This is a genomic window from Streptomyces zinciresistens K42, from assembly GCF_000225525.1.
In the GTDB taxonomy this organism is placed as follows: domain Bacteria; phylum Actinomycetota; class Actinomycetes; order Streptomycetales; family Streptomycetaceae; genus Streptomyces; species Streptomyces zinciresistens.
In genome coordinates this window covers 1-24,886 of sequence record NZ_AGBF01000095.1, presented here as the reverse complement: position 1 = coordinate 24,886, position 24,886 = coordinate 1, and the positions used below count along the sequence as shown (strand labels likewise).

General features: G+C 73.1%; 23 protein-coding genes and 1 pseudogene. 10 read left to right on the top strand and 14 right to left on the bottom strand.

From position 1 onward, the window contains the following. Positions 1-125 precede the first annotated feature (125 nt). On the bottom strand, positions 126-563 hold the full coding sequence (locus SZN_RS22865) for a MarR family winged helix-turn-helix transcriptional regulator (RefSeq protein ID WP_007499113.1): 438 nt from the start codon (positions 561-563) through the stop codon (positions 126-128). A gap of 91 nt (positions 564-654) precedes the next feature. On the opposite strand from SZN_RS22865, the gene SZN_RS22860 reads away from it, so the two are divergent. The 3 genes from SZN_RS22860 (at position 655) to SZN_RS22850 (ending at position 3,153) form a co-directional block, all read left to right on the top strand. Further along, a complete protein-coding gene (locus tag SZN_RS22860; protein WP_007499111.1) occupies positions 655-1,653 on the top strand; it encodes an NADP-dependent oxidoreductase in 999 nt (332 codons plus the stop codon). Between the two features lie 110 nt (positions 1,654-1,763). Beyond that, the gene (locus tag SZN_RS22855) at positions 1,764-2,183 is read left to right on the top strand and encodes an organic hydroperoxide resistance protein (RefSeq protein WP_007499110.1); all 420 of its coding nucleotides are present in this window, start codon (positions 1,764-1,766) and stop codon (positions 2,181-2,183) included. Between the two features lie 148 nt (positions 2,184-2,331). Continuing rightward, positions 2,332-3,153 carry an EI24 domain-containing protein gene (locus SZN_RS22850; RefSeq protein WP_007499108.1) on the top strand — a complete coding sequence of 274 codons (822 nt, stop codon included), beginning with the start codon at positions 2,332-2,334 and terminating at the stop codon, positions 3,151-3,153. A gap of 25 nt (positions 3,154-3,178) precedes the next feature. Here SZN_RS22850 and SZN_RS22845 read toward each other — a convergent pair whose 3' ends face one another. Next, positions 3,179-4,432, bottom strand: a complete 1,254-nt coding sequence (locus SZN_RS22845; protein WP_007499106.1) for a pyroglutamyl-peptidase I — start codon at positions 4,430-4,432, stop codon at positions 3,179-3,181. Between the two features lie 105 nt (positions 4,433-4,537). Then, the gene (locus SZN_RS22840) at positions 4,538-5,119 is read right to left on the bottom strand and encodes a TetR/AcrR family transcriptional regulator (protein WP_007499105.1); all 582 of its coding nucleotides are present in this window, start codon (positions 5,117-5,119) and stop codon (positions 4,538-4,540) included. A 102-nt stretch (positions 5,120-5,221) separates the two neighbouring features. Here SZN_RS22840 and SZN_RS22835 point away from each other — a divergent pair, with 102 nt between their 5' ends. Next, positions 5,222-7,660: a glycoside hydrolase family 3 protein gene (locus SZN_RS22835; protein ID WP_007499103.1), complete on the top strand. Its 2,439-nt coding sequence runs from the start codon at positions 5,222-5,224 to the stop codon at positions 7,658-7,660. Positions 7,661-7,747: 87 nt separating this feature from the next. Here the strand turns inward: SZN_RS22835 and SZN_RS22830 are convergent, their stop codons facing one another. Together SZN_RS22830 and SZN_RS22825 are read right to left on the bottom strand one after the other, a co-directional pair. Continuing rightward, complete coding sequence (locus SZN_RS22830) at positions 7,748-8,725, bottom strand: aldose epimerase family protein (protein WP_007499102.1); 978 nt, start codon at positions 8,723-8,725, stop codon at positions 7,748-7,750. Between the two features lie 10 nt (positions 8,726-8,735). Beyond that, positions 8,736-9,626, bottom strand: a complete 891-nt coding sequence (locus SZN_RS22825; RefSeq protein WP_007499100.1) for an SGNH/GDSL hydrolase family protein — start codon at positions 9,624-9,626, stop codon at positions 8,736-8,738. Between the two features lie 257 nt (positions 9,627-9,883). Between SZN_RS22825 and SZN_RS22820 the strand changes: the two genes are divergently transcribed. Further along, complete coding sequence (locus tag SZN_RS22820; protein WP_043732499.1) at positions 9,884-10,378, top strand: DUF3145 domain-containing protein; 495 nt, start codon at positions 9,884-9,886, stop codon at positions 10,376-10,378. 76 nt (positions 10,379-10,454) lie between these two features. Here the strand turns inward: SZN_RS22820 and fabF are convergent, their stop codons facing one another. The 5 genes from fabF to SZN_RS22795 all read right to left on the bottom strand — a co-directional run bounded on the left by fabF (position 10,455) and on the right by SZN_RS22795 (position 15,431). Further along, positions 10,455-11,726, bottom strand: a complete 1,272-nt coding sequence (fabF, locus tag SZN_RS22815; protein WP_007499095.1) for a beta-ketoacyl-ACP synthase II — start codon at positions 11,724-11,726, stop codon at positions 10,455-10,457. Positions 11,727-11,813: 87 nt separating this feature from the next. Then, positions 11,814-12,062, bottom strand: a complete 249-nt coding sequence (locus SZN_RS22810; protein WP_004001566.1) for an acyl carrier protein — start codon at positions 12,060-12,062, stop codon at positions 11,814-11,816. A gap of 145 nt (positions 12,063-12,207) precedes the next feature. After that, a complete protein-coding gene (locus tag SZN_RS22805) occupies positions 12,208-13,209 on the bottom strand; it encodes a ketoacyl-ACP synthase III (RefSeq protein ID WP_007499090.1) in 1,002 nt (333 codons plus the stop codon). A gap of 15 nt (positions 13,210-13,224) precedes the next feature. Then, on the bottom strand, positions 13,225-14,136 hold the full coding sequence (locus tag SZN_RS22800) for an ACP S-malonyltransferase (protein WP_007499088.1): 912 nt from the start codon (positions 14,134-14,136) through the stop codon (positions 13,225-13,227). An 89-nt stretch (positions 14,137-14,225) separates the two neighbouring features. Then, entirely contained in the window at positions 14,226-15,431 is a 1,206-nt protein-coding gene (locus SZN_RS22795) for a PucR family transcriptional regulator (protein WP_007499086.1), read from the bottom strand. A gap of 82 nt (positions 15,432-15,513) precedes the next feature. On the opposite strand from SZN_RS22795, the gene SZN_RS22790 reads away from it, so the two are divergent. Further along, positions 15,514-16,167, top strand: coding sequence for a pirin family protein (locus SZN_RS22790; protein ID WP_007499084.1), 654 nt, complete (start codon positions 15,514-15,516; stop codon positions 16,165-16,167). A gap of 129 nt (positions 16,168-16,296) precedes the next feature. After that, positions 16,297-18,552, top strand: a complete 2,256-nt coding sequence (locus SZN_RS22785; protein WP_043732495.1) for an MMPL family transporter — start codon at positions 16,297-16,299, stop codon at positions 18,550-18,552. A gap of 6 nt (positions 18,553-18,558) precedes the next feature. On the opposite strand, the gene SZN_RS22780 is transcribed toward SZN_RS22785, so the two are convergent. Then, positions 18,559-19,374 (bottom strand): serine hydrolase domain-containing protein, encoded by an 816-nt coding sequence (locus SZN_RS22780; RefSeq protein ID WP_007499080.1) that lies wholly within the window; start codon positions 19,372-19,374, stop codon positions 18,559-18,561. 43 nt (positions 19,375-19,417) lie between these two features. Between SZN_RS22780 and SZN_RS42745 the strand changes: the two are divergent. Then, positions 19,418-19,662 (top strand): annotated as a pseudogene (locus SZN_RS42745) (aldo/keto reductase); the annotation flags it as partial. Between the two features lie 149 nt (positions 19,663-19,811). Here SZN_RS42745 and SZN_RS22770 read toward each other — a convergent pair. The 3 genes from SZN_RS22770 to SZN_RS22760 form a co-directional block, all read right to left on the bottom strand. After that, positions 19,812-20,675, bottom strand: coding sequence for a DUF4429 domain-containing protein (locus SZN_RS22770; protein ID WP_007499077.1), 864 nt, complete (start codon positions 20,673-20,675; stop codon positions 19,812-19,814). A 57-nt stretch (positions 20,676-20,732) separates the two neighbouring features. Then, entirely contained in the window at positions 20,733-21,950 is a 1,218-nt protein-coding gene (locus tag SZN_RS22765; RefSeq protein ID WP_007499075.1) for an alpha/beta hydrolase, read from the bottom strand. Positions 21,951-22,043: 93 nt separating this feature from the next. Then, the gene (locus tag SZN_RS22760) at positions 22,044-22,670 is read right to left on the bottom strand and encodes a TetR family transcriptional regulator (protein ID WP_007499073.1); all 627 of its coding nucleotides are present in this window, start codon (positions 22,668-22,670) and stop codon (positions 22,044-22,046) included. A gap of 66 nt (positions 22,671-22,736) precedes the next feature. Between SZN_RS22760 and SZN_RS22755 the strand changes: the two genes are divergently transcribed. Beyond that, positions 22,737-24,362 (top strand): MFS transporter, encoded by a 1,626-nt coding sequence (locus tag SZN_RS22755; RefSeq protein WP_043732491.1) that lies wholly within the window; start codon positions 22,737-22,739, stop codon positions 24,360-24,362. 281 nt (positions 24,363-24,643) lie between these two features. Beyond that, on the top strand, positions 24,644-24,886 hold a 243-nt coding region (locus SZN_RS22750; protein WP_007499069.1), incomplete at its 3' end, for a hypothetical protein.

The window sequence follows — 24,886 nt, the reverse complement described above, 5'->3', positions numbered from 1 at the left end:
GGTACCGCGGCGTGCGGCCGTGCGGCGGCGTGCGCCGGGGCGAACGCCGCCCGCCGCGGCGCTGGACCGGCGCTGGCGCGGTGGCCGGGAGGGTTTGCCGGCTCGCGGCGCGGCCGCGGCGCCGGCTAGACCTCCAGCATCCGCCGCAGCAGGTCCCGCAGAGACAGCCGCTCCTCGTCCGACAGGCCCGCGAGCGGCTCGCGCGCGAAGCGCAGGGACTCCCGCAGTCCGCGGGCCACCGCGCGCCCCTCGTCGGTCGCCGCCGCCAGCTTCACCCGCCGGTCCGCGGGGTCGGGGCGGCGCTCCACCAGGCCCCGCGACTCCAGCCGGTCGACGATGCCGGTCACGTTCGACGGCTCGCAGCGCAGCCGCTGGGCCAGCTTGCGCATCGGCAGCGGCTCCAGGGAGAGCAGGCTGAGCAGCCGCGCCTGGGCGCCGGTCAGCGCGTGCACGCCGGCGGCCTCCTCGTACTCCTCGTGGTAGCGGGCCACCACCGAGCCGATGAGGTCGACGACCTCCAGGGTCAGTTCGTCGGGACGGCGGGTCTGCTGAGGTGAGGCCATGCTCTCAGGGTATACCGGTTACTTGACATCCTGAAATATTCAGGAGCATGGTTGTTTCAGATGCTGAAGTAAATCGGAAAGGCGCTCTCCCATGATCAACCGCGAATGGCACCTCCTCTCCCGCCCCGTCGGCTGGCCCAAGGACGAGGACTTCGCCCTGGTCGAGGCCGAGGTGCCGGCCCCCGGCGAGGGTCAGGTGCTGGTACGCAACATCCACCTGTCGGTCGACCCGTACATGCGCGGGCGCATGTCGGACGCCAAGTCCTACGCCGCCCCCTTCGGGCTGGGCGAGGTCATGCAGGGCGGGGCCGTCGGCGAGGTCGTCGAGTCCCGCGCCGAGGGCATCGCGGCCGGCGACCACGTCCTGCACTTCCTCGGCTGGCGCGAGTACGCCGCCGTGGACGCGCGGCACGCCGTCAAGGTCGACGCGGACGCCGCCCCGCTCTCCGCCTACCTCGGCGTCCTCGGCATGACCGGTCTCACCGCCTACGCCGGCCTGCTGCGCACCGCCGCCTTCAAGGAGGGCGACTCGGTGTTCGTCTCGGGCGCCGCCGGCGCCGTCGGCAGCCAGGTCGGCCAGCTCGCCCGGCTCAAGGGCGCCTCGCGGGTCATCGGTTCGGCCGGCTCCGACGAGAAGGTCGAGCTGCTGGTGAAGGAGTACGGCTTCGACGCGGCCTTCAACTACAAGAGCGGACCGGTGAGCGGGCAGTTGCGCGAGGCCGCCCCGGACGGCGTCGACGTCTACTTCGACAACGTCGGCGGCGACCACCTGGAGGCCGCCGTCGGGCAGCTCAACCGGGACGGCCGGATCGCCGTCTGCGGCATGATCTCCGTCTACAACAACACCGAGCCGGCGCCCGGCCCGCGCAACCTCGCCCGGCTCATCCAGACCCGCGGCCGCATCGAGGGCTTCCTCGTCGGCGACCACTACGACCTCCAGCCGCAGTTCGTCCAGGAGGTCGGGCCGTGGGTCGCCTCGGGCCGGCTCAAGTACCGCGAGACGGTCGTCGAGGGCATCGGCAACACCCTGGAGGCGTTCCTCGGGGTCCTGCGCGGCGACAACACCGGGAAGATGATCGTCACGCTCTGAACCCGGACACCCGGGCCTTCTAAGGATTTCCGTTATGCGGTAACTTCTTTCCGAAACCGCTGGCGATCGTGGGCGCGAGTCGCGGCGGACCGAGGAGGAGAAGACACCGCATGTCCATCCAGCAGACCGACGTCCTTTACACCGCCGTCGCGACCGCCGAGAACGGCCGCGACGGCCGGGTCGCCACCGACGACGGCAAGCTCGACGTCGTCGTCAACCCGCCGAAGGAGATGGGCGGCAGCGGCGCCGGAACCAACCCGGAGCAGCTGTTCGCCGCCGGCTACAGCGCCTGCTTCCAGGGCGCCCTTGCCGTGGTCGCCCGCCGGGAGAAGGCCGACGTCTCCGGCTCGACCGTCACCGCGAAGGTCGGCATCGGCAAGAACGACGACGGCTTCGGGATCGTCGTCGAGATCTCGGCGGCCATCCCGAACGTCGACGCCGCGACCGCGCGGGACCTGCTCGACAAGGCCCACCAGGTCTGCCCGTACTCGAAGGCGACGCGGGGCAACATCAGCGTCACGCTGGTCTGACGCCCGCCGCACGAGGGGGCCGCACCCCCGGACACGGGGTGCGGCCCCGGCGGGCGGGCCTGACAGCCCGTCCGGACGGGACGGCCCGTCACCGGCCCCCGAAACGCCCGTGACCGGCGTGTGACACGCCCCGGCTAGAGTGCGGTCCATGCGCGATCTCGGTGTCGGTCTCGGGTATCTCCTCAAGGGCCAGCGATGGGTGGCCCGGCACGGCAGGCAGTACGGCTTCGGGCTGGTCCCCGGCCTGATCACCCTCGTGCTCTACGTGGCGGCGCTCGTCGCCCTCGCCCTGTGGGGCCAGGACCTCGTGTCGTGGTCGACGCCGTTCGCCGACGGCTGGACCGATCCGTGGCAGGGCCTCTTCCGCGGCCTGCTCACCGCTCTCCTGTTCGCCCTGACCCTGCTGCTGGCCGTCCTGACCTTCACCGCCGTCACCCTGCTGATCGGCCAGCCCTTCTACGAGAGCCTCTCCGAACGGGTCGACCGGGACGTCTCCCCCGACGGCACGGCCCCCGAGTCGGGCCTGCCGCTCTGGCGCGAACTGGTGATCTCGGCCCGCGACAGCCTGCGGATCGTGCTGCGCGCCCTGGTGTGGGCGGTGCTGCTCTTCGCCGCAGGCTTCGTGCCGGTCCTCGGCCAGACGGTCGTCCCCGTCGTCGGAGTCTTCGTGACCGGCTTCTTCCTCACCGAGGAACTGACCGCCGTGGCCCTGCAGCGCCGCCGGATGGAACTGCGCGAGCGGCTCGCCCTGCTGCGCGGCCGCAAGACGCTGGTCTGGGGCTTCGGCACGCCCCTGGGCCTGGCGTTCCTGGTCCCGTTCGTGGCGGTCCTCCTGATGCCCGGAGCCGTCGCCGGAGCCACCCTGATGGCCAGGGACCTCCTGGGGGAGGAGACCGGGGAGTCCGGCGGGAAGGGCGAGCGGCCCGTCCCGGCCGAGCCCGCCCCGCGGGCCGGCCGGTCCGCCGTCTGACCGGCCCGGGGTCCGGCCGGTCCCGTCAGCTCGCCGTCGCCCCGACCGCCGTCGCCACGATCGCCCGCATCTGGGTGACGATGTCCCGCCGGTTGCGCACGAACTCCGCGTCCGTCACCGCGCCCGTCGCCGGGTCCGTGTTGCCCGCCCCGAACTGCAGGACCGGGGTGTGCACATGGCCGCCCGGCAGCACGTCCCGCAGGCCCATCCGGTCCCGCAGCAGCGTCGCCCGGTAGGCGATCTCGTTGGACAGGTAGTCCCCGCCGGCGCCGGCCCGCGCGGTCGACCCCGGCGTCGGCCCGTCCGGCCGCGCGACGGGCCGGGTGCCGCCCGCCGGGATCTCCGTCACCGCGGTGTTGTCGTACACCGGGAACCGGCCCGTCCCGGCGGCGGCGATCTCCTCGTACGGCAGGGTCGTCGTCGTCCACTGCGGCTGCGAGGCCGGATCGGCCACCGGGACCGTCTCCGTGCGCGAGACGTTCTCGTTGTCCGGGAAGCCGCCCCGCCACGCCCCGTTGGTGCGCTCCACGTCGAACCGCCCCACCCGGCCCTGGCTCACCGTCGTGAACAGATCGGCCCGCCGCAGGTACGGCCGCAGCGCGCGCTCCACGGTCCCCGCCGCGAAGTCCCGCCAGCGCACCGGGAACACGGCGGTCTCCACCCGCGCCGGACCCGCGGCGGTCTCGATCACCGTGCCGTCCAGCGCCAGCGCGGTCGCCCCGGACGGGTTGGAGATCCGGATGTCGCGGTCGAGCGTGAACGGGTCGAACCCGGTCACCAGCACCCGCCTGACCGCCGCGCCGCGCGCCGAGCGCAGGTCGCTCTGCCCGCGCGAGGTGCGCTCCAGCACGTCCAGCAGCGCGGCCCGCCGCCTCTCGCCCAGGGCGAAGCGCGCCTCCAGGGTGCGCACCTCCCGGGTCATCGCCAACCGGGCCCAGTACAGGGGCCGGTCGTCGTCCCGGCTCAGATCCCCGCCCGCCGGTCCTCGGCCCTGCGCCCGGTCGACGGCCCGCCGCCACAGGGCCGCGCCCTCGCGCTCGACGGTCCGCCGGGCCTGCGCGTAGGAGTGCGACGCCGCCAGGCCGCGGGCGAACCCGGCGACGGGGGCGTCGAATCCGGAGCGGCGCAGTATCTCCCGGGGGACCGCCCCGTCGAGCCGCCGCTCCTCGGCGGTGGGCGCCGGCGCCGAGGCCGCCGCCGCGCTGCCGGACGCGGGGGCCGTCAGGCCGCCCAGCAGGGCCAGTCCGAGGACGCCGATGCGCACACGTAGGGAGATCAAGGCAGTTCCGGTCCTTCCGTCACGGTGGGGGGTGCGTCGTGCGGGTAGCCGGAAGTATCGCGTGACGGGAGAGGTCCACGCCATGGTGCGCGGTGGCGCGACCGGTCAGCCGGGGCTCTCGCCCAGCAGCGTGAGGAAGTCCCGGAAGGCGCCCGGCATGTCGACCGACTCGGGGTCCAGCAGCCACTGGTACTGGAGCCCGTCCATCACGGCGACCAGCAGCGGCGCCGCGCGCTCCGGGGTCAGCCCGCTCGGCAGCCGCTCGCCGTACTCCGCGCGCAGCACCTCGGCCATGTTCGCGCGGACATGGGTGTAGCGCCCGGTGAAGTACGCGCGCGCCGGATGGCCCTCCGTCACGCTCTCGCCGAGCAGCGCCGAGAACGTCTGGACGATGGCAGGCCGCATCGCGTTGTACTCGACCAGCGAGGCCAGCAGATCGACCCGCCACCGGGTGTCCGGCAGGGCGTCCCACTGGTCGCGCTCCTGGAGCACGGCGACGAGCAGCGCGTCCTTGGTCGGGAAGTGGTGCAGCAGCCCCTGCTGGGTGAGGCCCACCCGCTCCGCGACCGCGCCGAGGCTCGCCCCGCGGTAGCCGCGCTCGGCGATCACCTCCAGCGCCGCCCGGACTATCTCGGCGCGGCGCTCCTCGCTCCTGACCCTCGCGTTCATGGCGTCACCGTACGACATCCCCGCTCACCGAAAATAACAGCAGGGTAACGAAACCTACCGGTCTACAGGTCGCCGATGCAGGATGGAGGCTCAGTCCGGACTCACCGAGGAGGCACCGCGATGGCGGGACCGCGCACCCAGGCCGACGAAGCACGCGAGGCGGCCGTCGAGGACGCCCTCGCCCGGCTCGACCTCGACGCGAAGACCCGGCTGCTCTCCGGCCAGGACATGTGGAGCCTGCCCGCGCTGCCCGGGATCGGCCTGCGCCCCCTCGTGATGTCCGACGGCCCGATCGGCGTCCGGGGAGTGCGCTGGACGGCCGACGACCCGTCCGTGGCCCTGCCGTCGCCCACCGCCCTCGCCGCCTCCTGGGACCCCGCACTCGCCCACCGGGCAGGGGTGCTGCTCGCCCAGGAGGCCCGCCGCAAGGGCGTCCACGTGCTGCTCGCCCCGACCGTCAACCTGCACCGCTCACCGCTGGGCGGCCGCCACTTCGAGGCGTACAGCGAGGACCCCCGCCTCACCGGGCTGATCGGCGCCGGGTACGTGCGCGGGGTGCAGTCCGGCGGCGTCGGCACCACCGTCAAGCACTTCGTGGCCAACGACGCCGAGACCGACCGCTTCACGGTGGACAACACCGTCGGCGAACGCGCCCTGCGCGAGCTGTATCTGGCGCCTTTCGAGATCATCGTGGACGAGGCCCGCCCCTGGGGCGTCATGACGGCCTACAACTCGGTCAACGGCACGACGATGACCGAGCACCACCACCTGGTGGACGAGGTGCTGCGCGGCGAGTGGGGCTTCGACGGCTTCAACGTCTCCGACTGGACCGCCGCCCGCACCACGGCCGGCGCGATCGAGGGCGGCCTCGACGCCGCGATGCCCGGCCCGCACACCGTGTACGGCGAGGCCCTCGCACGGGCCGTGCGCGACGGCGAGGTCGCCGAGGCGCGGGTCGACGACGCCGTGCGCAACGTGCTGCGGCTCGCCGCCCGCGTCGGCATCCTCCCGGGCGCCGAGCCCGCCGTCACCGACCTCCCCGAGCCCGTCGACGGCCGCGCCCTGGCCCGCGAGATCGCCCGCCGCTCCTTCGTCCTGGTCCGCAACCGCGACGGCGTCCTCCCGCTGCCGCCGCAGGGCACCGTCGCGCTGATCGGCGCCGCCGCCCGCGACGCCCGCGTACTCGGCGGCGGCTCCGCGACCGTGTTCCCGGCCGACGTCGTCTCCCCGCTCGACGGCCTCACCGCCGCCCTCCCCGAGGGCGCGCTCAGCTACGCCGTCGGCGCCGACCCGAACACCGAACTCGCCACCGCCGACAAGGGGTTCGAGCTGCGCGCGGTGTGCCGCGACGCCGCCGGCGAGGTCATCGGCACCGGCTCGGCCCCCAGCGGCCACCTCCAGTGGATGGGCTCCGACCTGCCCGACGGCGTCACCCACGAGGCGCTGCACACCGTCGAGCTCACCGGGACCTTCACCCCGCGCGAGAGCGGCCCGCACACCTTCGGCATCAAGGGCATGGGCGCCTTCCGGCTCACCGTCGACGGCACCACGTACTACGACGACGTCCAACTCCCCGCCAAGGACGACCCGTTCATCTCGTTCTTCGGCGCCCCGGTGCCCCGCGCCCAGGCCGAGCTCACCGCCGGACACCCGGTCGAGGTCTCCCTCACCCACGGCGTCGAGTTCCCCGAGGGCACCACGATGAAGGTCGTCGGGTTCACGCTCTGCCACCAGGAGCCGGCCCGCGACCCCGACGAACTGATCGCCGAGGCCGTCGAGGCGGCCCGGGGCGCCTCGACGGCCGTCGTCGTGGTTGCCACCACCGAACGCGTCGAGTCCGAGGGCTACGACCGCACCGACCTCGCGCTGCCCGGCCGCCAGGACGACCTGGTCCGCGCCGTCGCCGCCGTCAACCCCCGCACCGTCGTGGTCGTGAACTCCGGCTCGCCGGTGGAACTGCCCTGGCGCGAGGAGGTCGCCGCCGTGCTGCTGAGCTGGTTCCCCGGGCAGGAGGGCGGCGCCGCCCTCGCCGAGGTCCTCACCGGCGTCCACGAGCCGGGCGGCCGGCTGCCCACCACCTGGGGCCCGCTGGCCGACGCCCCCGTCACCGAGGTCGTCCCCGCGGACGGCCGACTCCCGTACACCGAGGGCGTCTTCATCGGCTACCGCGCCTGGGAGAAGGCGGGCCGCACCCCCTCGTACCCCTTCGGGCACGGACTCGGCTACACCGACTGGACATACGAGTCCGCCGAGGTCACGGGCACGACCGTGCGGGTGCGCGTCCGCAACTCCGGTGCGCGCGAGGGCCGCGAGGTCGTGCAGGTCTACCTGGCGCCCGCCGAGCCCGACGCGGAGCGCCCGGCGCGCTGGCTCGCCGGGTTCGCCGCCGTCACGGCCGCGCCGGGGGAGCGGGCCGAGGCCGTGATCGAACTCCCGCGCCGGGCCTTCGAGGTGTGGGACGAGCCGAGCGGCTCGTGGACGTGTGTGAAGGGTTCGTACGAGATCCAGGTCGGGCGCTCGATCGCGGACCGCCGGGTGACCGCGACCATTAACGTCTGATCCGGGAGAAGTACCCAGGAACAGCCCCGGTCCAGGACCTGACGCCTGGACCGGGGCTCGTACGTCCGGCGCCGGGCCGCCGCCCGCTCAGCGCGCCGAGAAGGCGTACACCGTCTCCGAGCGGTACACCTCGCCGGGCCGCAGCACCGTGCTCGGGAAGTCCGGCCGGTTGGGGGAGTCGGGGAAGTGCTGGGTCTCCAGCGCGATGCCGTCACCGGGCGCGTGGGGCTCGCCCAGGTGGTCGCCGGTGTAGACCTGGATGCCGGGCTCGGTCGTCGCGACGGTCAAGGCCCGGCCGCTGGAGGGGTCGTACAGCTCGGCGACCTCCTCCGCGCGCGCCGTCACCCCCTTGTCGAACACGAAGTTGTGGTCGTACCCCGCACCGGTCTTGCGCCCCTGCCGGAAGTCGAAGCGGCTGCCCGCGACCTCCCGCAGCGGCCCGTCGGGGATCAGATCGGCGTCGACCGGGGTGAACCGCGAGGCGGCCAGCCGCAGTTCATGGCCGCCCGCGCCGCCCGAGCGCGGCCCCGCCAGGTTGAAGTAGCTGTGGTTGGTCAGGTTCACCACGGTGGGCGCGTCCGTCACCGCCTCGTACGCGAAGCGCAGCGCCCCGCCCTCCTCCAGCGTGTAGGTCGCGGTGACCGCCAGCCGGCCCGGGAAGCCCTCCTCGCCGTGCGGGCTGACCCGGCTGAGCCGCAGCCCGTGCGCGACCGGCTGCACGTCCCACACCCGCTTGTCGAAGCCCCGGCCGCCGCCGTGCAGGGAGTTGGGCGGGCTGTTGGGCTCGACCGCGTACGTCACGCCGTCCAGCGGGAAGCGCCCGCCCGCGATCCGGTTGGCGTACCGCCCGACCAGGGCGCCGAGATACGGCCCCGGATGGGACACGTAGCCGGCCAGGTCCGCGAACCCCAGGACCACGTCCGCCGGATGCCCGTCCCGGTCCGGCACCTCCAGCGACTGCACGATCCCGCCGTACGACAGGACCCGTACCCGAAGGCCCGCGCGCTCCAGGGTCCAGCGGTGAACCTCGGTGCCGTCGGAAAGTGTGCCGAAGTGTTCGCTCATGAGCGGAACACTAGTTCGTGACCGTCCGGTAGGCGATCTCGGCGAGCCGGGCCTGGCCGTCCACACTCGGATGGAACCGGTCCCACCGGCTCAACTGCGCCGTGCCGAAGGGGAAGTCGTACACCGCGCCGCCGTCGGAGCGGCACCGGCGGTCCTTCGCGCAGACCTGGCGCAGCACCGTGTTGTACGCCTCGACCCGCTCGCGCACCGCCTCGCGCCGCCGAGTGGCCTGCGCGGTCAGGGAGTCGGGGTCGCGCAGCATCGACGGGCAGACGCCGAGCCGCCAGACCTGCTTGCCGACGTCACTGGTGCGGCCCCGCTCCCACAGCCGCCTCAGGTCCGGCACGCTCGCCACGTACACCTGCGCCCTGGGCACAGCCTCGCGCAGCGTGCTCATCGCGTCCTGGAACTGGGTCCGGAAGACCGCCACCGGCGTCATCGCCGACACCGAGGCCCGGCAGGCGTCGTTGGCCCCCGCCATCACCGCGACCAACTCCGGCCGGCGCAGCGCCGCCTGGGCCATCTGGCCCGCGATGTCCCCCATCCGGGCGCCGGTCACCGCGTAGTTCCAACTGCGCTCCGCCGCCCTCGCCCGCCCCAGCAGCCGCACCGCCAGACTGTCCACCGCGGGATCGCTGCCGGTCGCCCATGACGCCGCGGGGCAGTCCGACAGGACCGAACAGGCGTCGAAGGCCGTCGTGATGGAGTCGCCGACGGCCGCGACCGAGCCGGGGCCGCGGTCCCAGACGGGCGACGGCCGCGGCGAGGGCCGGGCGCTGCGCGCGTCCGGTCCCGTGGGCCCCGCCTCGTCCCCGCCCACGGCGTCGCACCCCGCGGCGAGGAGGACGGCCGCGGCCGTCGCGGCCAGGACAGCGCGCCCGAGGTGCCGTCGCCTGCGCATACCCGCTCCATCCCCTCGTCGCCGCCCTGTCATGCAGTCCAACCCATGGCACCGCGCCAGGGTTCCCGGCGGGCCGAAGCAACGGCGCACTCCCGCACAAGCGTCCTGCCGGGTGAATGCGAGGGGTTCGGCGCCACCGGGACCGACGGTACGTCACACTCCTTGCGCCGCCGCACGGTAGCCTCGCCATCAGCGCGGTCGCCCGGCCGCCTGGTCCGTAAGTCCGCAAAAGATGTCCGCTCAGCCCGGAGGTCCCGGTGACGACTCGTGGAGTCCTGTACGTGCACTCCGCGCCGCGCGCGCTGTGCCCGCACGTCGAGTGGGCCGTCGCCGGGGTGCTCGGCACGCGCGTCAACCTCGACTGGATCCGGCAGCCCGCCGCGCCCGGCACCTGGCGCTCGGAGTTCTCCTGGCAGGGCCAGGCGGGCACCGCCTCCAAGCTGGCCTCCGCCCTGCGCGGCTGGCACCTGCTGCGCTTCGAGGTCACGGCCGAGCCCTGCGCCACCGCCGAGGGCGAGCGCTACAGCTGCACCCCCGACCTCGGCATCTTCCACGCGGTGACCGGCATCCACGGCGACATCCTGATCCCCGAGGACCGGCTCAGGGCGGCCCTGCAGCGCTCCCAGCGCGGTGAGAGCGACCTGGAGGCGGAGATCGCCAAGCTCCTCGGCAAGCCGTGGGACGACGAACTGGAGCCCTTCCGGTACGCGGGCGAGGGCGCCCCGGTCCGCTGGCTCCACCAGGTCGTCTGACCCCCGCCCGCCCCTCGCACACGCCGATGGCCCGGACTCCGCGAGGAGTCCGGGCCATCGGCGTGTGCGGCCGGTCTCAGACCGACCGGAACGCCAGCACCACGTTGTGGCCGCCGAACCCGAACGAGTCGTTCAGGGCGGCGATACGGCCCTCCACGGGCAGCTTGCGGGCCTCGCCGCGGACGACGTCGGCGTTCGCCTCGGCCTCCGGGTCCAGGTTCTCGACGTTGATGGTCGGCGGAGCGATCCGGTGGTAGAGCGCGAGCACGGTCGCCACCGACTCCACCCCGCCCGCGCCGCCCAGCAGATGACCGGTCATCGACTTGGTCGCCGAGACGGCCATGTGGTCGGCCTCGTCGCCGAACACCTTCCGCAGCGCCTTCAGCTCGGCGATGTCACCGGCGGGCGTCGACGTCGCGTGCGCGTTGACGTGCACGATCTCCGCCGGGTCCAGGTCGGTGCGCTCCAGCAGGTTGGTCAGGGCCTGCGAGATGCCCCGGCCCTCCGGCTCCGGCTGCACGATGTCGTGCGCGTCGGCGGAGATGCCCTGGCCGACCGCCTCGGCGTAGACCCGGGCACCGCGCGCGGCGGCGTGCTCGGCGGACTCCAGGACGATCACGCCCGCGCCCTCGCCCAGCACGAAGCCGTCACGGGCCGCGTCGTAGGGGCGCGAGGCGCCCTGCGGGTCGTCGTTGTTCTTGGACATCGCCATCATGTTGCCGAACGCGGCGATCGGCAGCGGGTGGATCGCCGCCTCCGTGCCGCCCGCGACGACGACGTCGGCGCGACCGGTGCGGATCATCTCGATGGCGTAGCCGATGGCCTCGGCGCCGGACGCGCACGCGGAGACCGGCGTGTGCACGCCCGCGCGGGCGCCCACGGCCAGACCCACGTTGGCGGAGGGGCTGTTGGGCATCAGCATGGGGACGGTGTGCGGGGAGACGCGGCGGACGCCCTTCTCCTTCAGCACGTCGTACTGGTCGAGCAGCGTGGTGACGCCGCCGATGCCGGAGGCGATGACCGCGCCGAGGCGGTCCGGGTCGACGCTCGCGTCCTCACCGGCCTTCGCCTCGAACCCGGCGTCCTTCCACGCCTCCTGGGCGGCGATCAGCGCGAACTGCGCCGAGCGGTCCAGTCGGCGGGCCTGCGGCCGCGGGATGACCTCGGTCGGCTCCACGGCCACCGGCGCGGCGATCCTGACCGCCTGCTCGGCGGCCCACTCCTGCTCCAGGGGCCTGACGCCGGACCGGCCGGCGATCAGACCCTCCCAGGTAGAGGCTGCGTCGCCACCCAGCGGTGTGGTTGCGCCGATACCGGTGACGACCACGGTGCGATTGGTCGGGCTCACGGGAATTCTTTCTCCAACGGATACGAGGATTCAGCGGCGCCACCGCCGGGTGGCGGGGCAGTCAGCCCAGGGGCCTGATCGGGAGGATCAGCCCTGGTGCTTGAGGATGTAGTCGGTCGCGTCGCCGACCGTCTTGAGGTTCTTGACGTCCTCGTCGGGGATCTTCACGTCGAAGCGCTCCTCGGCGGCGACGACGACCTCGACCATGGACAGCGAGTCGACGTCCAGGTCGTCGGTGAAGGACTTGTCCAGCTGGACGTCCTCCACCGGGATGCCGGCGATCTCGTTGACGATGTCGGCGAGACCGGCGACGATCTCTTCCTGGGTGGCGGCCATGTCGGCGCTCCTTCGTATGTGTACGGGGTTGTTACGGGGTTGAGCGGGGTTGAGCGGGGTGGTACGGATACTGCTGCTGCCCGCCGCGAACAGCGGGCCGGTGGTGCCGTTCCCGTGCCGGACCACACGATCCGGCACGGAGTGCCTAGGGGAGAGTAACGACCGTCGCGGCGTATACGAGACCCGCCCCGAATCCGATGACGAGGGCGGTGTCGCCGCTCTTCGCCTCACCGGTCGCCAGGAGCCGCTCCATCGCGAGCGGGATCGAGGCGGCCGAGGTGTTGCCGGTGGTGCGCACGTCGCGGGCGACCGTGACATGCCCCGGCAGCTTCAGTGTCTTCACCATCGAGTCGATGATCCGCTCGTTGGCCTGGTGCGGGATGAAGACGTCCAGTTCGTCCGCGGTGATCCCGGCCGCGTCCAGCGCCTGCTGGGCGACCTTCGCCATCTCGAACACGGCCCAGCGGAAGACCGCCTGGCCCTCCTGCGTGATCGCGGGGAACTTCGCGACCTCGCCGGAGCGGTAGTCCGTCCACGGCACCGTCTGCTTGATCGTCTCGGACTTGTCGCCCTCCGAGCCCCAGACCGTCGGGCCGATGGCCGGCTCCTGCGCGGGACCCACGACGACCGCCCCGGCGCCGTCGCCGAACAGGAAGGCCGTGGCCCGGTCCTCCAGGTCGGTGAGGTCGCTCAGCCGCTCGACGCCGATGACGAGGACGTACTCGGCGGACCCCTCGACCACCATGCCCTTGGCGAGGGTCAGACCGTAGCCGAAGCCCGCGCACCCCGCCGAGATGTCGAAGGCGGCGGCCTTGCGCGTGCCCAGCCTGTCGGCGATCTCCGTGGCCACGGCCGGGGTCTGCTTGAAGTGCGAGACGGTCGAGACGATCACGCCGCCGATCTGCTCGACGGAGATCCCGGCGTCCGCGACGGCCTTGCCGGACGCCTCGATCGACATCGCGGCGACGGTCTCCTCGTCGCTCGCCCAGTGCCGGGTCTCGATGCCCGAGCGCGACCTGATCCACTCGTCGGACGAGTCGATCTTCTCCAGGATCACCTCGTTGGGCACGACCCGGGTCGGCCGGTAGCCGCCGACGCCGAGGATGCGCGCGTAAGGGGCGCCCTTGCTGGGCTTCAGCTTCGCCATGCTCAGGGCTCCTTGTCAGACGTGCTCGGCGATGAGCTCGCGAGCGGCGTCGAGGTCGTCGGGGGTCTTCAGCGCCAGGATCCGCACACCCGGCAGGGCGCGCTTGGCCAGACCGGTCAGCGTGCCGCCGGGGCACACCTCGACCAGGGCCGTCACGCCCAGCTCCCTGAAGGTCTCCATGCACAGGTCCCAGCGGACCGGGCTGGCGACCTGTCCGACCAGCCGCTCCAGCACCTCGGTGCCGCCCGCGAGGACCGCGCCGTCCTTGTTGGAGACGTAACGGACCTTCGGGTCGGCCGGGACGACCGCCTCCGCCGCCCCGGCCAGGGCGGCGACCGCCGGGGCCATGTGGTGGGTGTGGAACGCGCCCGCGACCTTCAGCGGGACGACCTTGCGCACGCCCTCGGGCTTGTCCTCGTTCAGCGCGGCGAGCTGCTCCATGGTGCCGGCGGCCACGATCTGGCCCGCGCCGTTCCTGTTCGCCGGGGTCAGACCCAGCTTCTCCAGGTGCGCGACGCTGACCTCGGGGTCGCCGCCCAGCAGCGCCGACATGCCGGTCTCGGTGATCGCGGCGGCCTCGGCCATCGCCAGACCGCGCCTGCGCACGAGGGTCAGCGCGGCGGTGTCGTCGAGGACTCCGGCGAAGGCGGCCGCGGTGAACTCGCCCACGCTGTGGCCGGCCACCGCGCCCGGCGCGATGTCACCGAGTGCCGCGGCGGACAGCAGACCGGCCGCGACGAGCAGCGGCTGCGCCACGGCGGTGTCCCGGATCGCGTCCGCGTCGGCCTGCGTGCCGTAGTGGGCGAGATCCAGGCCGATGGCGTCCGACCAGGCACCGAGACGGTCGGCGGCACCGGGCAGTTCGAGCCAGGGGGTCAGGAAGCCGGGCGTCTGGGCGCCCTGGCCGGGAGCGACGAGTACGAGCACTCTCACACTCTCTCTTGGGGACGGCCGACGCCGCCCGTGGGGACAAGGACGAAGAACGGGAGGGGGTTTTGTGGACCCCCGACAAAAGCCTAGAGCTGAAGATCGCCGTCGGCCAGACGCCCCAGGATCAGCGCGATCCGCAGGGTGAACGCGGAGCGTACATCGGACGGAGACCATCCGGTGACGTCAGTCACACGTCGAAGCCGGTAGCGCACGGTGTTGGGATGAACGAAGAGCATCCGTGCGGCGCCCTCCAGACTGCTCGCCTGCTCCAGATAGACGGAGAGCGTCTCCAGGAGAGCCGACCCGGCCTCCTCCAGCGGTCTGTAGATCTCCTCCACCAACTGCTCGCGCGCACTGGGGTCGCCCGCGATGGCGCGCTCCGGAAGCAGATCGTCCGCCAGGACCGGACGCGGGGCGTCCTGCCAGGCGGAACACGCCTTCAGCCCGGCCGCCGCCGCCTGCGCGGACCGCGTGGCGGCCAGCAGATCCGGCACGACCGGCCCCGCGACCACCGGTCCCGCGGCGTACGGCCCGATCAGCGACTTGGCCACCGCGATCGGACTGTCGCTGCCGCCGGCGATCACCACCAGCCGGTCCCCGAGCACCCCGGTCAGCACCTGGAGCTTGGCGTGCCGGGCGGCCCGCCGGATCGCCTCGACCGTCAGTTCGCTGTCCCCGTCGGGCGCGGTCCCGAGGACCACGCACACATGCTCGGGCGAGTTCCAGCCGAGCGCGGCGGCCCGGGAGACGGCGCCCTCGTCGGCCTCCCCGCTGAGCACGGCGTTCACCACCAGCGACTCCAGCCGCGCGTCCCAGGCGCCGCGCGCCTCGGCGGCCTGGGCGTAGACCTGCGCGGTGGCGAAGGCGATCTCCCGCGCGTAGACCAGCAGCGCCTCGCGCAGCACCCGCTCGTCGCCGGGCGCGGCGACCTCGTCGATCGCCGACTCCATGACCTCGATGGTCGTGCGCACCATCTCCACGGTCTGGCGCAGGGTGATGGCCCGGGTCAGCTCGCGCGGGGCCGTGCCGAAGACGTCGGTGGAGATCGCCTGGGGAGCGTCGGGCCGCCGGAACCACTCGGTGAAGGCCGCGATGCCCGCCTGGGCGACGAGACCGATCCAGGAACGGTTCTCCGGGGGCATGGCCCGGTACCACGACAGTGTCTCGTCCATCCGTGCGATGGCCTGCGCGGCGAGCGAACCGGAGGACTTCTCCAGCCGCCTCAGGGTCCCGGAGTGGGGATGGACGTCGTGCGCGGCGGCTTCGGGGTTACGGGCTTCGGGTTCGGGCACGGGGACAAGACTGCCTCATCCGGGCGCGCGCGCGTGCCGGAGGGTCGCCGGGCGAGCCCGCCGATGGGTCTACGGTGGTGCCGTGACGGACGTACGGCGCGCCGCGGAGCGCTACCCGGGGGGCGACGCGGCCGCGGGCATCGCGTCCCGCCACGCCTTCTCCTTCGGGCCGCACTACGACCCCGGCAACCTCCGGTTCGGCGCGATGATCGCGTGCAACGAGGAGCGGCTCGCGCCCGGCGCCGGCTTCGACGAGCACCCGCACAGCCACACCGAGATCGTGACCTGGGTCGTCGAGGGGGAGCTGACCCACCGCGACTCCACCGGCCGGGAGACCCGGGTGCGGGCCGGGGACGTGCAGCGGCTGAGCGCGGCCGGCGGCGTCCGGCACGTGGAGCGCAACGACGCCGGCACGCCCCTGGTCTTCGTGCAGACCTGGCTGGCCCCGCGGGTGCCGGGCGGCGACCCGGCGTACGAGATCGTCCGCGGCATCGCCGACGCGACGCCCTACGCCGTCCCCGAGGCGGGCGCGATGCTCCATGTGCGGCGCCTCGCGGCGGGGGAGCGGACCGCGGTCCCGGACGGCGCGTTCCGGTACGTCCACGTCGTACGCGGCGAGGTCCGGCTCGGCGAGGAGGTGCTGGGCCCGGGGGACGCCGCGCGCCTCACCGGCGCCGCGGACCTGGAGGCGGTGGCGGTGGGCGCGGCGGAGCTGCTGGTGTGGGAGATGGCTTAGGGCCTGTCGCGGGCGGCGTCCGCCCCGCCCGGCGTCACCCGGGTGCGGTAACCCGGGATGCCGCAGGGGCCCGCCGGAGCGTCCAATGGGACGGATCGGACGTCCGCCCGGCAGAGAAGAGCCGAGCCCATGGCCAGACGCAGGACCGCAGACGGGCGGGGGGCCGCCCCGAGAGGGGCCCTTCGGCGGCTCGGCGAGTGGTGCGCCCGCCACTTCGTGATCGTCGTCGCCGCCTGGATCGTGGCGCTCGGCGGGCTCCAGGTCCTCGACCACGTCTTCGGCGGGCAGTACTCGGACGACTTCGCGCTCTCCGACACCCAGTCCCAGCAGGGCCTGGACGTCCTCAAGGAGCACGACCCGCAGGCGTGGGGCTACAGCAGCCCGATCGTCGTCCACGACAGCGGCAAGGCGCTGACCTCGCTGTCCTCGCAGATGTCGACCACCGTCGCCGACCTGCAGAAGCTGCCGGACGTGCTGTCCGTGCAGAACCCGCTCACGGCCCCCTCCGCCAAGGAGGGGCCGCTCTCCGCCGACGGGAAGACCGCCTTCATCACCATCCGCTTCGACAAGCAGCCCTCGCTCCTCGACGACGGCTATCTGAGCGGGGTCGACGACGCCGTGCAGCCGCTGCGGGCGGCTGGCGCCGACGTCGAGTACGGCGGATCGCTGGGCGAGCTGGCCCGGCCCGAGGCCGACGACCGGGTCAGCGAACTGATCGGCTTCGCGGTCGCCGTCGTCGTCCTGCTGGTCGGCTTCGGCAGCGTCATCGCCGCCGGGCTGCCCCTGGTCACCGCGCTGATCGGCGTGGTCGGCGGACTGGCCTGCCTGGGCCTGCTCGCCTCCGCGTTCGTCTTCGCGACGGTCTCGCCCACCCTCGCCACGATGATCGGCATCGGCGTCGGCATCGACTACGCCCTCTTCCTGATCACCCGGCACCGCCAGAACCTCATGGACGGCGCCGATCCGGTGCGGGCCGCCGGCCACGCCACCGCCACCAGCGGGCGCGCCGTGCTGGTCTCCGGCACCACCGTGATCGTCGCCCTGATGGGGCTGTACACGTCCGGGGTGACCTTCATCGGCAAGCTCGGGCTCGCCGCCGCCGTCACCGTCGTCTCCGCGGTCCTCGGGGCGCTGACGCTGGTCCCGGCCCTGCTCGGGCTGCTCGGCCGCGCCATCGACCGCTGGCACGTGCGCCGCCCCATCGCGGAGACCGACGCCGAGCCGGGCGCCGCGCCCCAGGGCACCTGGCACCGCTACGCCCAGCGTGTCGAGCGCCGTCCGCTGCGGTACCTGAGCGCGGGCGTCGTCACCGTCGCGGTGCTCGCCGTCCCGCTCTTCTCGATCCAGCTCGGCCACATCGACGACGGCGCCGACCCCACGTCCTTCACCGACCGGCGGGCCTACGACCTGATGACCGACGCCTTCGGCGCCGGCTCCAACGGGCCCCTGACCGTCGTCGTCGACCAGACCTCCGTACCGGACTCGCAGCGCTCCGCCCTCGCCTCGAAGGCCCAGCAGGCGCTGGCCGGCGAGTCCGGGACCGCGTTCGTCACCCCCCTGACCCCGACACAGGACGGCGACGTGCTGGTCGGCACCGTCTACTCCGCGACGTCCCCGCAGAACGCGGACACCACCGACCTCACCAACCGCCTGGTCGACACCACCCTGCCCGACGCGCTCTCCGGCACCGGCGCCAAGGGCTACGTCACCGGCACCACCGCCGCGCAGGTCGACTTCCGCGACATCGTCGCCGCCCGGCTGCCGCTGATCATCGGCGTGGTGGTCGGCCTGGCGTTCCTGATCGTCCTCGCGGTCTTCCGCGGTCTGCTGGTCGCCCTGAAGGCGGCCGTCCTCAACGTCCTGTCGATCGCCGCCTCGTACGGCGTCGTCGTCGCCGTCTTCCAGTGGGGCTGGGGCGGGCCCGCGCTGGGCGTGCACGGCAAGGTGCCCATCGAGAGCTACGTGCCGATGATGATGTTCGCCATCATCTTCGGGCTGAGCATGGACTACGAGATCTTCCTGCTGTCCCGGGTGCACGAGGCGTGGCTGCGCACCGGGGACGCCAAGGCGTCCGTCGCGCACGCCCTGGAGATCACCGCCCGGGTGATCACCTGCGCCGCGCTGATCATGGTGAGCGTCTTCGCCGCCTTCATCATCAGCGACAACATCGTGGTGAAGATGCTGGGGCTCGGCCTCGCCGTCAGCGTCCTCATCGACGCCACCGTGGTGCGGCTGCTCATGGTGCCCGCGGTGATGACGCTGCTGGGACGGCACGCCTGGTGGACGCCCCGCTGGCTGGACCGGATCCTGCCGCACATCGACACCGAGGGCGCCGGCGAGAAGCTCGGCGCCCTGCCGGAGCCGGGCTCGCCGCGGGACCGCTGAGCGCTCCTACAGCTCGCCGAGCACGGCGTCCGTGAACGCCGGCCACACCTCGGCCGCCCACGGCCCGAACGCCCGGTCGGTCAGCGCCACGCAGGCGGCGCCGGCCCGCGGGTCGATCCACAGGAACGTGCCCGACTGGCCGAAGTGGCCGAACGTGCCGGGCGAGGAGGCGGAGCCCGTCCAGTGCGGCGACTTGCCGTCGCGGATCTCGAAGCCGAGCCCCCAGTCGTTGGGGTTCTGGTGCCCGTAGCCCGGCAGCACGCCCTTCGTGCCCGGGTACTGCACGGTCATCGCCTCGGCCACGGTGCGCGGGTCCAGCAGCCGCGGGGCCTGCACCTCCGCCGCGAACCGCAGCAGGTCCCCCACCGTCGACACGCCGTCCTTGGCCGGTGAGCCCTCCAGCGCGGTGGCGGTCATGCCCAGCGGCTCCAGCACCGCCTGCCGCAGATACTCCGCGAACGGGATCCCGGTCGCCTTGGCCACATGGTCGCCGAGCTGCTCGAACCCGGCGTTGGAGTACAGCCGCCGCTCCCCGGGCGGGGCCGTCACCCGGTGCTCGTCGAAGGCCAGCCCCGAGGTGTGCGCGAGCAGATGCCGCACCGTCGAGCCCTGCGGCCCGGCCGGCTCGTCGAGCTCGACGGCCCCCTCCTCGTAGGCGACGAGCACGGCGTAGGCGGCCAGCGGCTTGGTCACCGAGGCGAGCGGGAAGCGGTGCGCGAGCGGGCCGTGCGTCGCGGACACCGTGCCGTCGGCCCGCACGACCCCGGCGGCGGCGGTGGTGACGGGCCAGTTCTCGATCAGTGCGAGGCTCTGCAAGGACATGACGGTGAGCCTAAGCCGCCCAGCGCGTGAGGATCGTCGTGGGGTCGACGTCGACGTCGTCGACCTCTGCTCCGTGCACCGCCGCGATGTGCGCGTGCCGGTCGAGGAGAGCGTCGGCGCCATGGCCGGACCGGTGCGCGAGGGCGAGGTCCGGCAGCCGGGCCTGAGCGAGGTGACCGCGGGCGGGCCGCGGGACGCGCACGCGGTGCATCCGATCGCGGCCGTGCAGTTCGAGTGGTCGCTGTCCGGCCGCGACATCTGGGGGCGCACGTGGTCCCGGCGGTCAGAAGGACACCCGGGCCACCCGGACCGTGCCGAGCGAGGACGAGTCGGCCCTGCTGGAGCCGATCGCCTCGAAGGCCGCGGGGGACGGGTACGCCGACGTGCGGCCCGCCTCGGCCGGCCGGGAGCAGGGGCCGACGCGCGGGGCGCGCCCGCTACAGCTGCGCCAGCAGCTCCGCCTTCTTGGCGGAGAACTCCTCGTCCGTGACGAGCCCCGCCTCGTGCAGCTCGCCCAGATGACGGATCCGCTCCGCGATGTCGGCCGGGTCGCGCCGCGGCGCACCGGCCGGCACCGCGGCGGCGGCCGGTCCGCCCCGGCGCACGGCCGCCAGGACCGCCGCCGCGAACGGCAGCGACTCGTGCACCGGCCCGTAGCCGAGCCCGAAGACGACGGCCGCCGGATCCTGGTCCGCCTGGGCCGGCTCCGTGCCGTCGGTCTCGCGCCGCAGCAGCCGCAGATGCCCCTCGAACAGCTCGGGCGAGCGCCACTCGACCCCGCTCAGCCCGGCCAGCGGGAAACTCTGGTCCCCGGCCTTCCACTTGGCCGAGGACGCACCCGTCCAGAACCATCTGAAGCGGACGGACCTGCCGTCGAAGCTCGCCTTGCCGTCGTACGCCTTGAACTGGAGCGGCGCCTCGGGCGCCGCCACCAGGAACTCCCCGGCGGGCCCCGACCCGCCCAGCCGCGCCCGCAGTTCGTCGCGGTAGTACTCGGCCAGCGTCTCCCGTTCGGCCGGCAGCACCAGCCGGTAGGGGTCGCTGCCCTCCTTCAACTGCCCCGCCGCCGCCTCCAGCAGGGGATCGGCGCCCTCACGCGGCTCGATCCGCAGCACCACCGTGCCGCGTCGGCCCGGTGAGAGGGTGACCGCGGCGATCGCCTCATGAGGTACCCGGCGCTCCCCGAGTGCCTGGAACAGCTTCGGTGTCCGAAGGCCCCGCTCGTAACGGATGAGCACGGAGTCGGACTCGAACTCCCAGGCGGCATGCGATCCGGCCAGTACGTCACCCATGCGGCTCATCGTAGGCGGCACGTGCTCCTCCGTCCCCATCCCGCGCACACCGCAGTTCCTCTTCCTCTACGCGCGTCCCGCCGAGGCACTGCCGGACAGACCCGCCCGGCACGCCTCCGAATCGTCGGCGCACCGCACCGACGTGTACGCGCCGACGCCGATGTCGGCGAAGTTCGTCACACTCACGGTCCCCGGCTCGAAGTACCCGCCGTGGCCCTTCGCGTCGGCCGCCGACAGCACCCGCGCGCCGAACCCCGCGGACACCGGGTCCTCGCCGTGCCCGAAACCGCCGACCTCCATGTACGGCACGTCCCGCACCCAGTCGCCGGGGTCCCGCATCGCCCACACCCGCGCGGTCGTGCGCAGTTGGGAGACCTTCGCCGCCCGCATCCCGGGACTCCCGGCCACCGCTATGTCGCCGACCCGCTCGGGCAGCCGGGACGCGGCCAGGCCGCACAGCACCGAGCCGTAGCTGTGGCAGAACAGGGAGACGGGCGCGACCCCGGGCAGGGCGCGCACCAGCGCGTTCAGCCGGACGGCGCCGCCCGCGGCGCGGCGCGCGGTCGCCGAGTCGATGCCGAGGCCGTCGGGCGCGGTGTAGTCGGCCCACGCGATCACGGCCGTACGGGTCGGGGGGCTCACCCGGCGCTCCGCCGCGTACAGCGACCGCGCCATGCCCACGGGTGCGGAGTACTCGCGGCTGGAGCGCTGGAAGGTGAGCAGGTCCGTGTCGACGCCGGGGACCACGACCGAGATCCGCTGGGCCCGGTCCAGATCGCCGAACACCTCCGCGGCCCGGCCGGAGCCCTCCGGGTCGAAGGCCAGGATGTTGCGCCGCGGCTCCATCATCGACTCGATGCGGACCATGCGGCGCTTCGCCTCCCACCGGCCGTCGGGCGTCAGGCCGCTGTCGAGGGTCCGTCTGCGCTCGACGTCGCGCGCCTCGCCGAGGGCGTACCGGTTGGCCCGGTAGCGCAGGCTCACGGGCGCGCCGTTCATGTTGCCCACCGCGAGCGGATAGCTGCGGGCGAGGACCAGGCGCTGCGCCTCGCCGAGGGAGGCGAAGTACCGGGCGAGCCGCCCGGGGGAGGACGTCGCCGCCGGGAGCCGCTGTCCGTCGAGGCTGCCCTTGTTCCAGGCGCTGAGCGAGGACTGGAGCGGACCGGCGCCCGACTGGTGCCGCAGGGCGGTCCAGCCGGTGGTCGCCAGCATCACGAACACCACGGCCAGCGCGAGCAGAGCGCGCCAGACGTTCAGTTGCGGGGGTGTGTCGAAGGAAGTCACTGGGAGGACACACTAGGAGAACGGCAGGGGCGCGCGGTAACCGAGTGACGGGTATCACGTTTCGGTCAAGACGGGGTGAACACGCAGGTGACCTCAGTGTGTTCGCCAGCTCTCGCTGAGTGCGGGGCCGATCCCCTCGAGATGCGAGACGGCCAGCGTCCGCAGGGCGTCGAGGCTGTGGTCCCGCCCGCCGCTCCACCTGCGCTCGGTCAGCCGCATCACCCCGCCGAAGACGGCCACCGTCAGCCGGGGCCGCGGATCGGCGGCGAGGTCCACGCCCTCGCGGTCGGCGAGGATGCGCGCGAGTGCCTCCTCGATCTCCACCGAGCGGCGCAGATGCGCGGCGAGCAGGACGGGCGTGGACTCGATCACCTGGTACATGCGCAGGAACACCTCGACCGGCGCGACGGCCTCGATCACCTCGTTGAGTGTGTCCCAGCCCTCCAGGACGGCCTGCCGCAGGGCATCCATCGGCGCCTCGTGCGCCGGGCGCTCGCGCACCGCCTCCAGGAGGCGGGCCACCGTCATGTCCTGGAGCGCGAGGGCGGCCTCCTCCTTGCCCGCGAAGTAGCGGAAGAACGTGCGTTGCGACACATCGACGGCGCGGGCGATGTCGTCGACGGTGGTGTCGTCGTAGCCCTGTGCGGTGAACATCTCCAGCGCGGTCCGCAGCAGCGCTTCCCGGGTGCGCTGTTTCTTGCGTTCGCGCAGTGTTTCCATAGGTGTCAGTTACCGACTTGTGAATTGGTTTGTCAATTGTCAGTGACTGTCACTAGCCTCCGACGCATGACTAGTCAGACCACCCTCGACAAGACGGGGCCGGGGGGCGACGCACCGCAGGTCCCGTCGGGAGCGTCGGCGGCCATGGGGTTGCGCGGTCGCCCTTGGCTCACCCTCTTCACCGTCGCAGCGGGCGTCATGATGGTGGCCCTCGACGGCACCATCGTGGCCATCGCCAACCCGGCGATACAGAAGGACCTCGGAGCCAGCTTCTCCGAGGTCCAGTGGATCACCAACGGGTACTTCCTCGCGCTCGCGGTCTCCCTGATCACCGCGGGCAAGCTCGGCGACCGCTTCGGCCACCGCCAGACCTTCCTGATCGGCGTGATCGGCTTCGCCGCCGCCTCCGGCGCGATCGGCCTGTCCGCCAGCATCCCGCTGGTCGTCGGTTTCCGCGTGCTCCAGGGCCTGTTCGGCGCGCTGCTGATGCCGGCCGCGCTCGGCCTGCTGCGGGCGACCTTCCCGGCCGAGCGGCTGAACATGGCCATCGGTATCTGGGGCATGGTCATCGGTGCCTCCACCGCGGGCGGCCCGATCCTCGGCGGCGTCCTCGTCGAGCACGTGAACTGGCAGTCGGTGTTCTTCATCAACGTGCCCGTCGGCATCCTCGCCGTCGTCCTCGGCGTGCTGATCCTGCTCGACCACCGGGCCGAGAACGCGCCGCGCTCCTTCGACATCCCCGGCATCGCGCTGCTGTCGACCGCCGTGTTCTGCCTGGTCTGGGCCCTGATCAAGGCCCCGCCGTCCCAGTGGGGCTGGGGCGACCCGAAGACGCTCGGCTTCCTCGCCGTCTCCGTGCTCGGCTTCGCCGGGTTCGCCTACTGGGAGACGAAGGTCGCGGAGCCGCTGATCCCGCTCGCCCTGTTCCGCTCGGTGGCCCTGTCCGCGGGTGTCGTGCTGATGGTCCTCATGGCCATCGCCTTCATGGGCGGCCTGTTCTTCGTGACGTTCTACCTGCAGAACGTCCACGGCATGAGCCCGATCAACGCCGGACTGAACCTGCTGCCGCTCACCGGCATGATGATCGTCGGCTCCCCGCTCGCCGGCGTCATGATCACCAAGTTCGGCCCGCGGGTCCCGCTGGCCGGCGGCATGGCGCTCACCGCGCTCGCCATGTACGGCATGTCCACGCTCCAGCGGGACACCGGCAGCGCCGTGATGGCGCTGTGGTTCGCCCTGCTCGGTCTCGGCCTCGCGCCGGTCATGGTCGGCGCCACCGAGGTCATCGTCGGCAACGCGCCCATGGAGCTGTCCGGTGTGGCCGGCGGCCTCCAGCAGGCCGCGATGCAGATCGGCGGCAGCCTCGGCACCGCCGTCCTGGGCGCTGTCATGGCGTCCAAGGTCGACAGCGACCTCGCCGCCAACTGGACGTCCGCGGGGCTTCCGCCGCTGACCGCGGCCCAGGAGGCCCAGGCGTCCGAGGCGGTCCAGGTCGGGGTGCCCCCGGTGGCCCCGGGCACCCCGGACGCCATCGCCGCGAAGATCACGGACGTGGCGCACAACACCTTCATCTCCGGCATGAGCGCGGCCTCCCTGGTCGCCGCGGGCGTGGCCGTCGTCGCCGTCCTTGTCGCCTTCCTCACCAAGAAGGGCGAGAACGCGGGGGCGGGCGCGGGCGCCGTGCACATCTGACGCGGCCCGAACGCGGGGGTCCGCGGCGCCAGTTACCTCATCCGGGTGACAACGCCGCAGATCCCCGCCCGCGTTGACCTCCACGGGTCACAGTGGGTCAAGCCCTCCGTACGGCCATTTCTTCGGGCAGGTCGTGCGCGTGCGCGCACGGCGGAGGGCGCCGAGGGACCGGGGCGCGCCGGCGGAGGGGGCCGGCGCGCCGCAGGCTTCCCGACTCCCCGGGCATGAACCGCGCCCTGCCGGTTACCCGCCAAGAAGGAAGCCGACTCAGGGAGTTGACTATGGCGGGCTTCGGACAAGGCGCGCGCAGGCACCCCCGCTCACGTGGCCGGACGTGGTCACGGACCGGGCCGGATCGCGCGACACTCGGCATCATCGGAGCCATCTGCGCGGTCGCGGGCTTCTTCGTCCTGGGCATCGTCCTCGGCCCGGCGGCGATCGTCTGCGGCTGGCTGGCCATGGGCCGTACCTGGTCGGGATCGCGCCATGTCCCGGCGCTGATCGCCGTGGTCCTGGGCGCGATC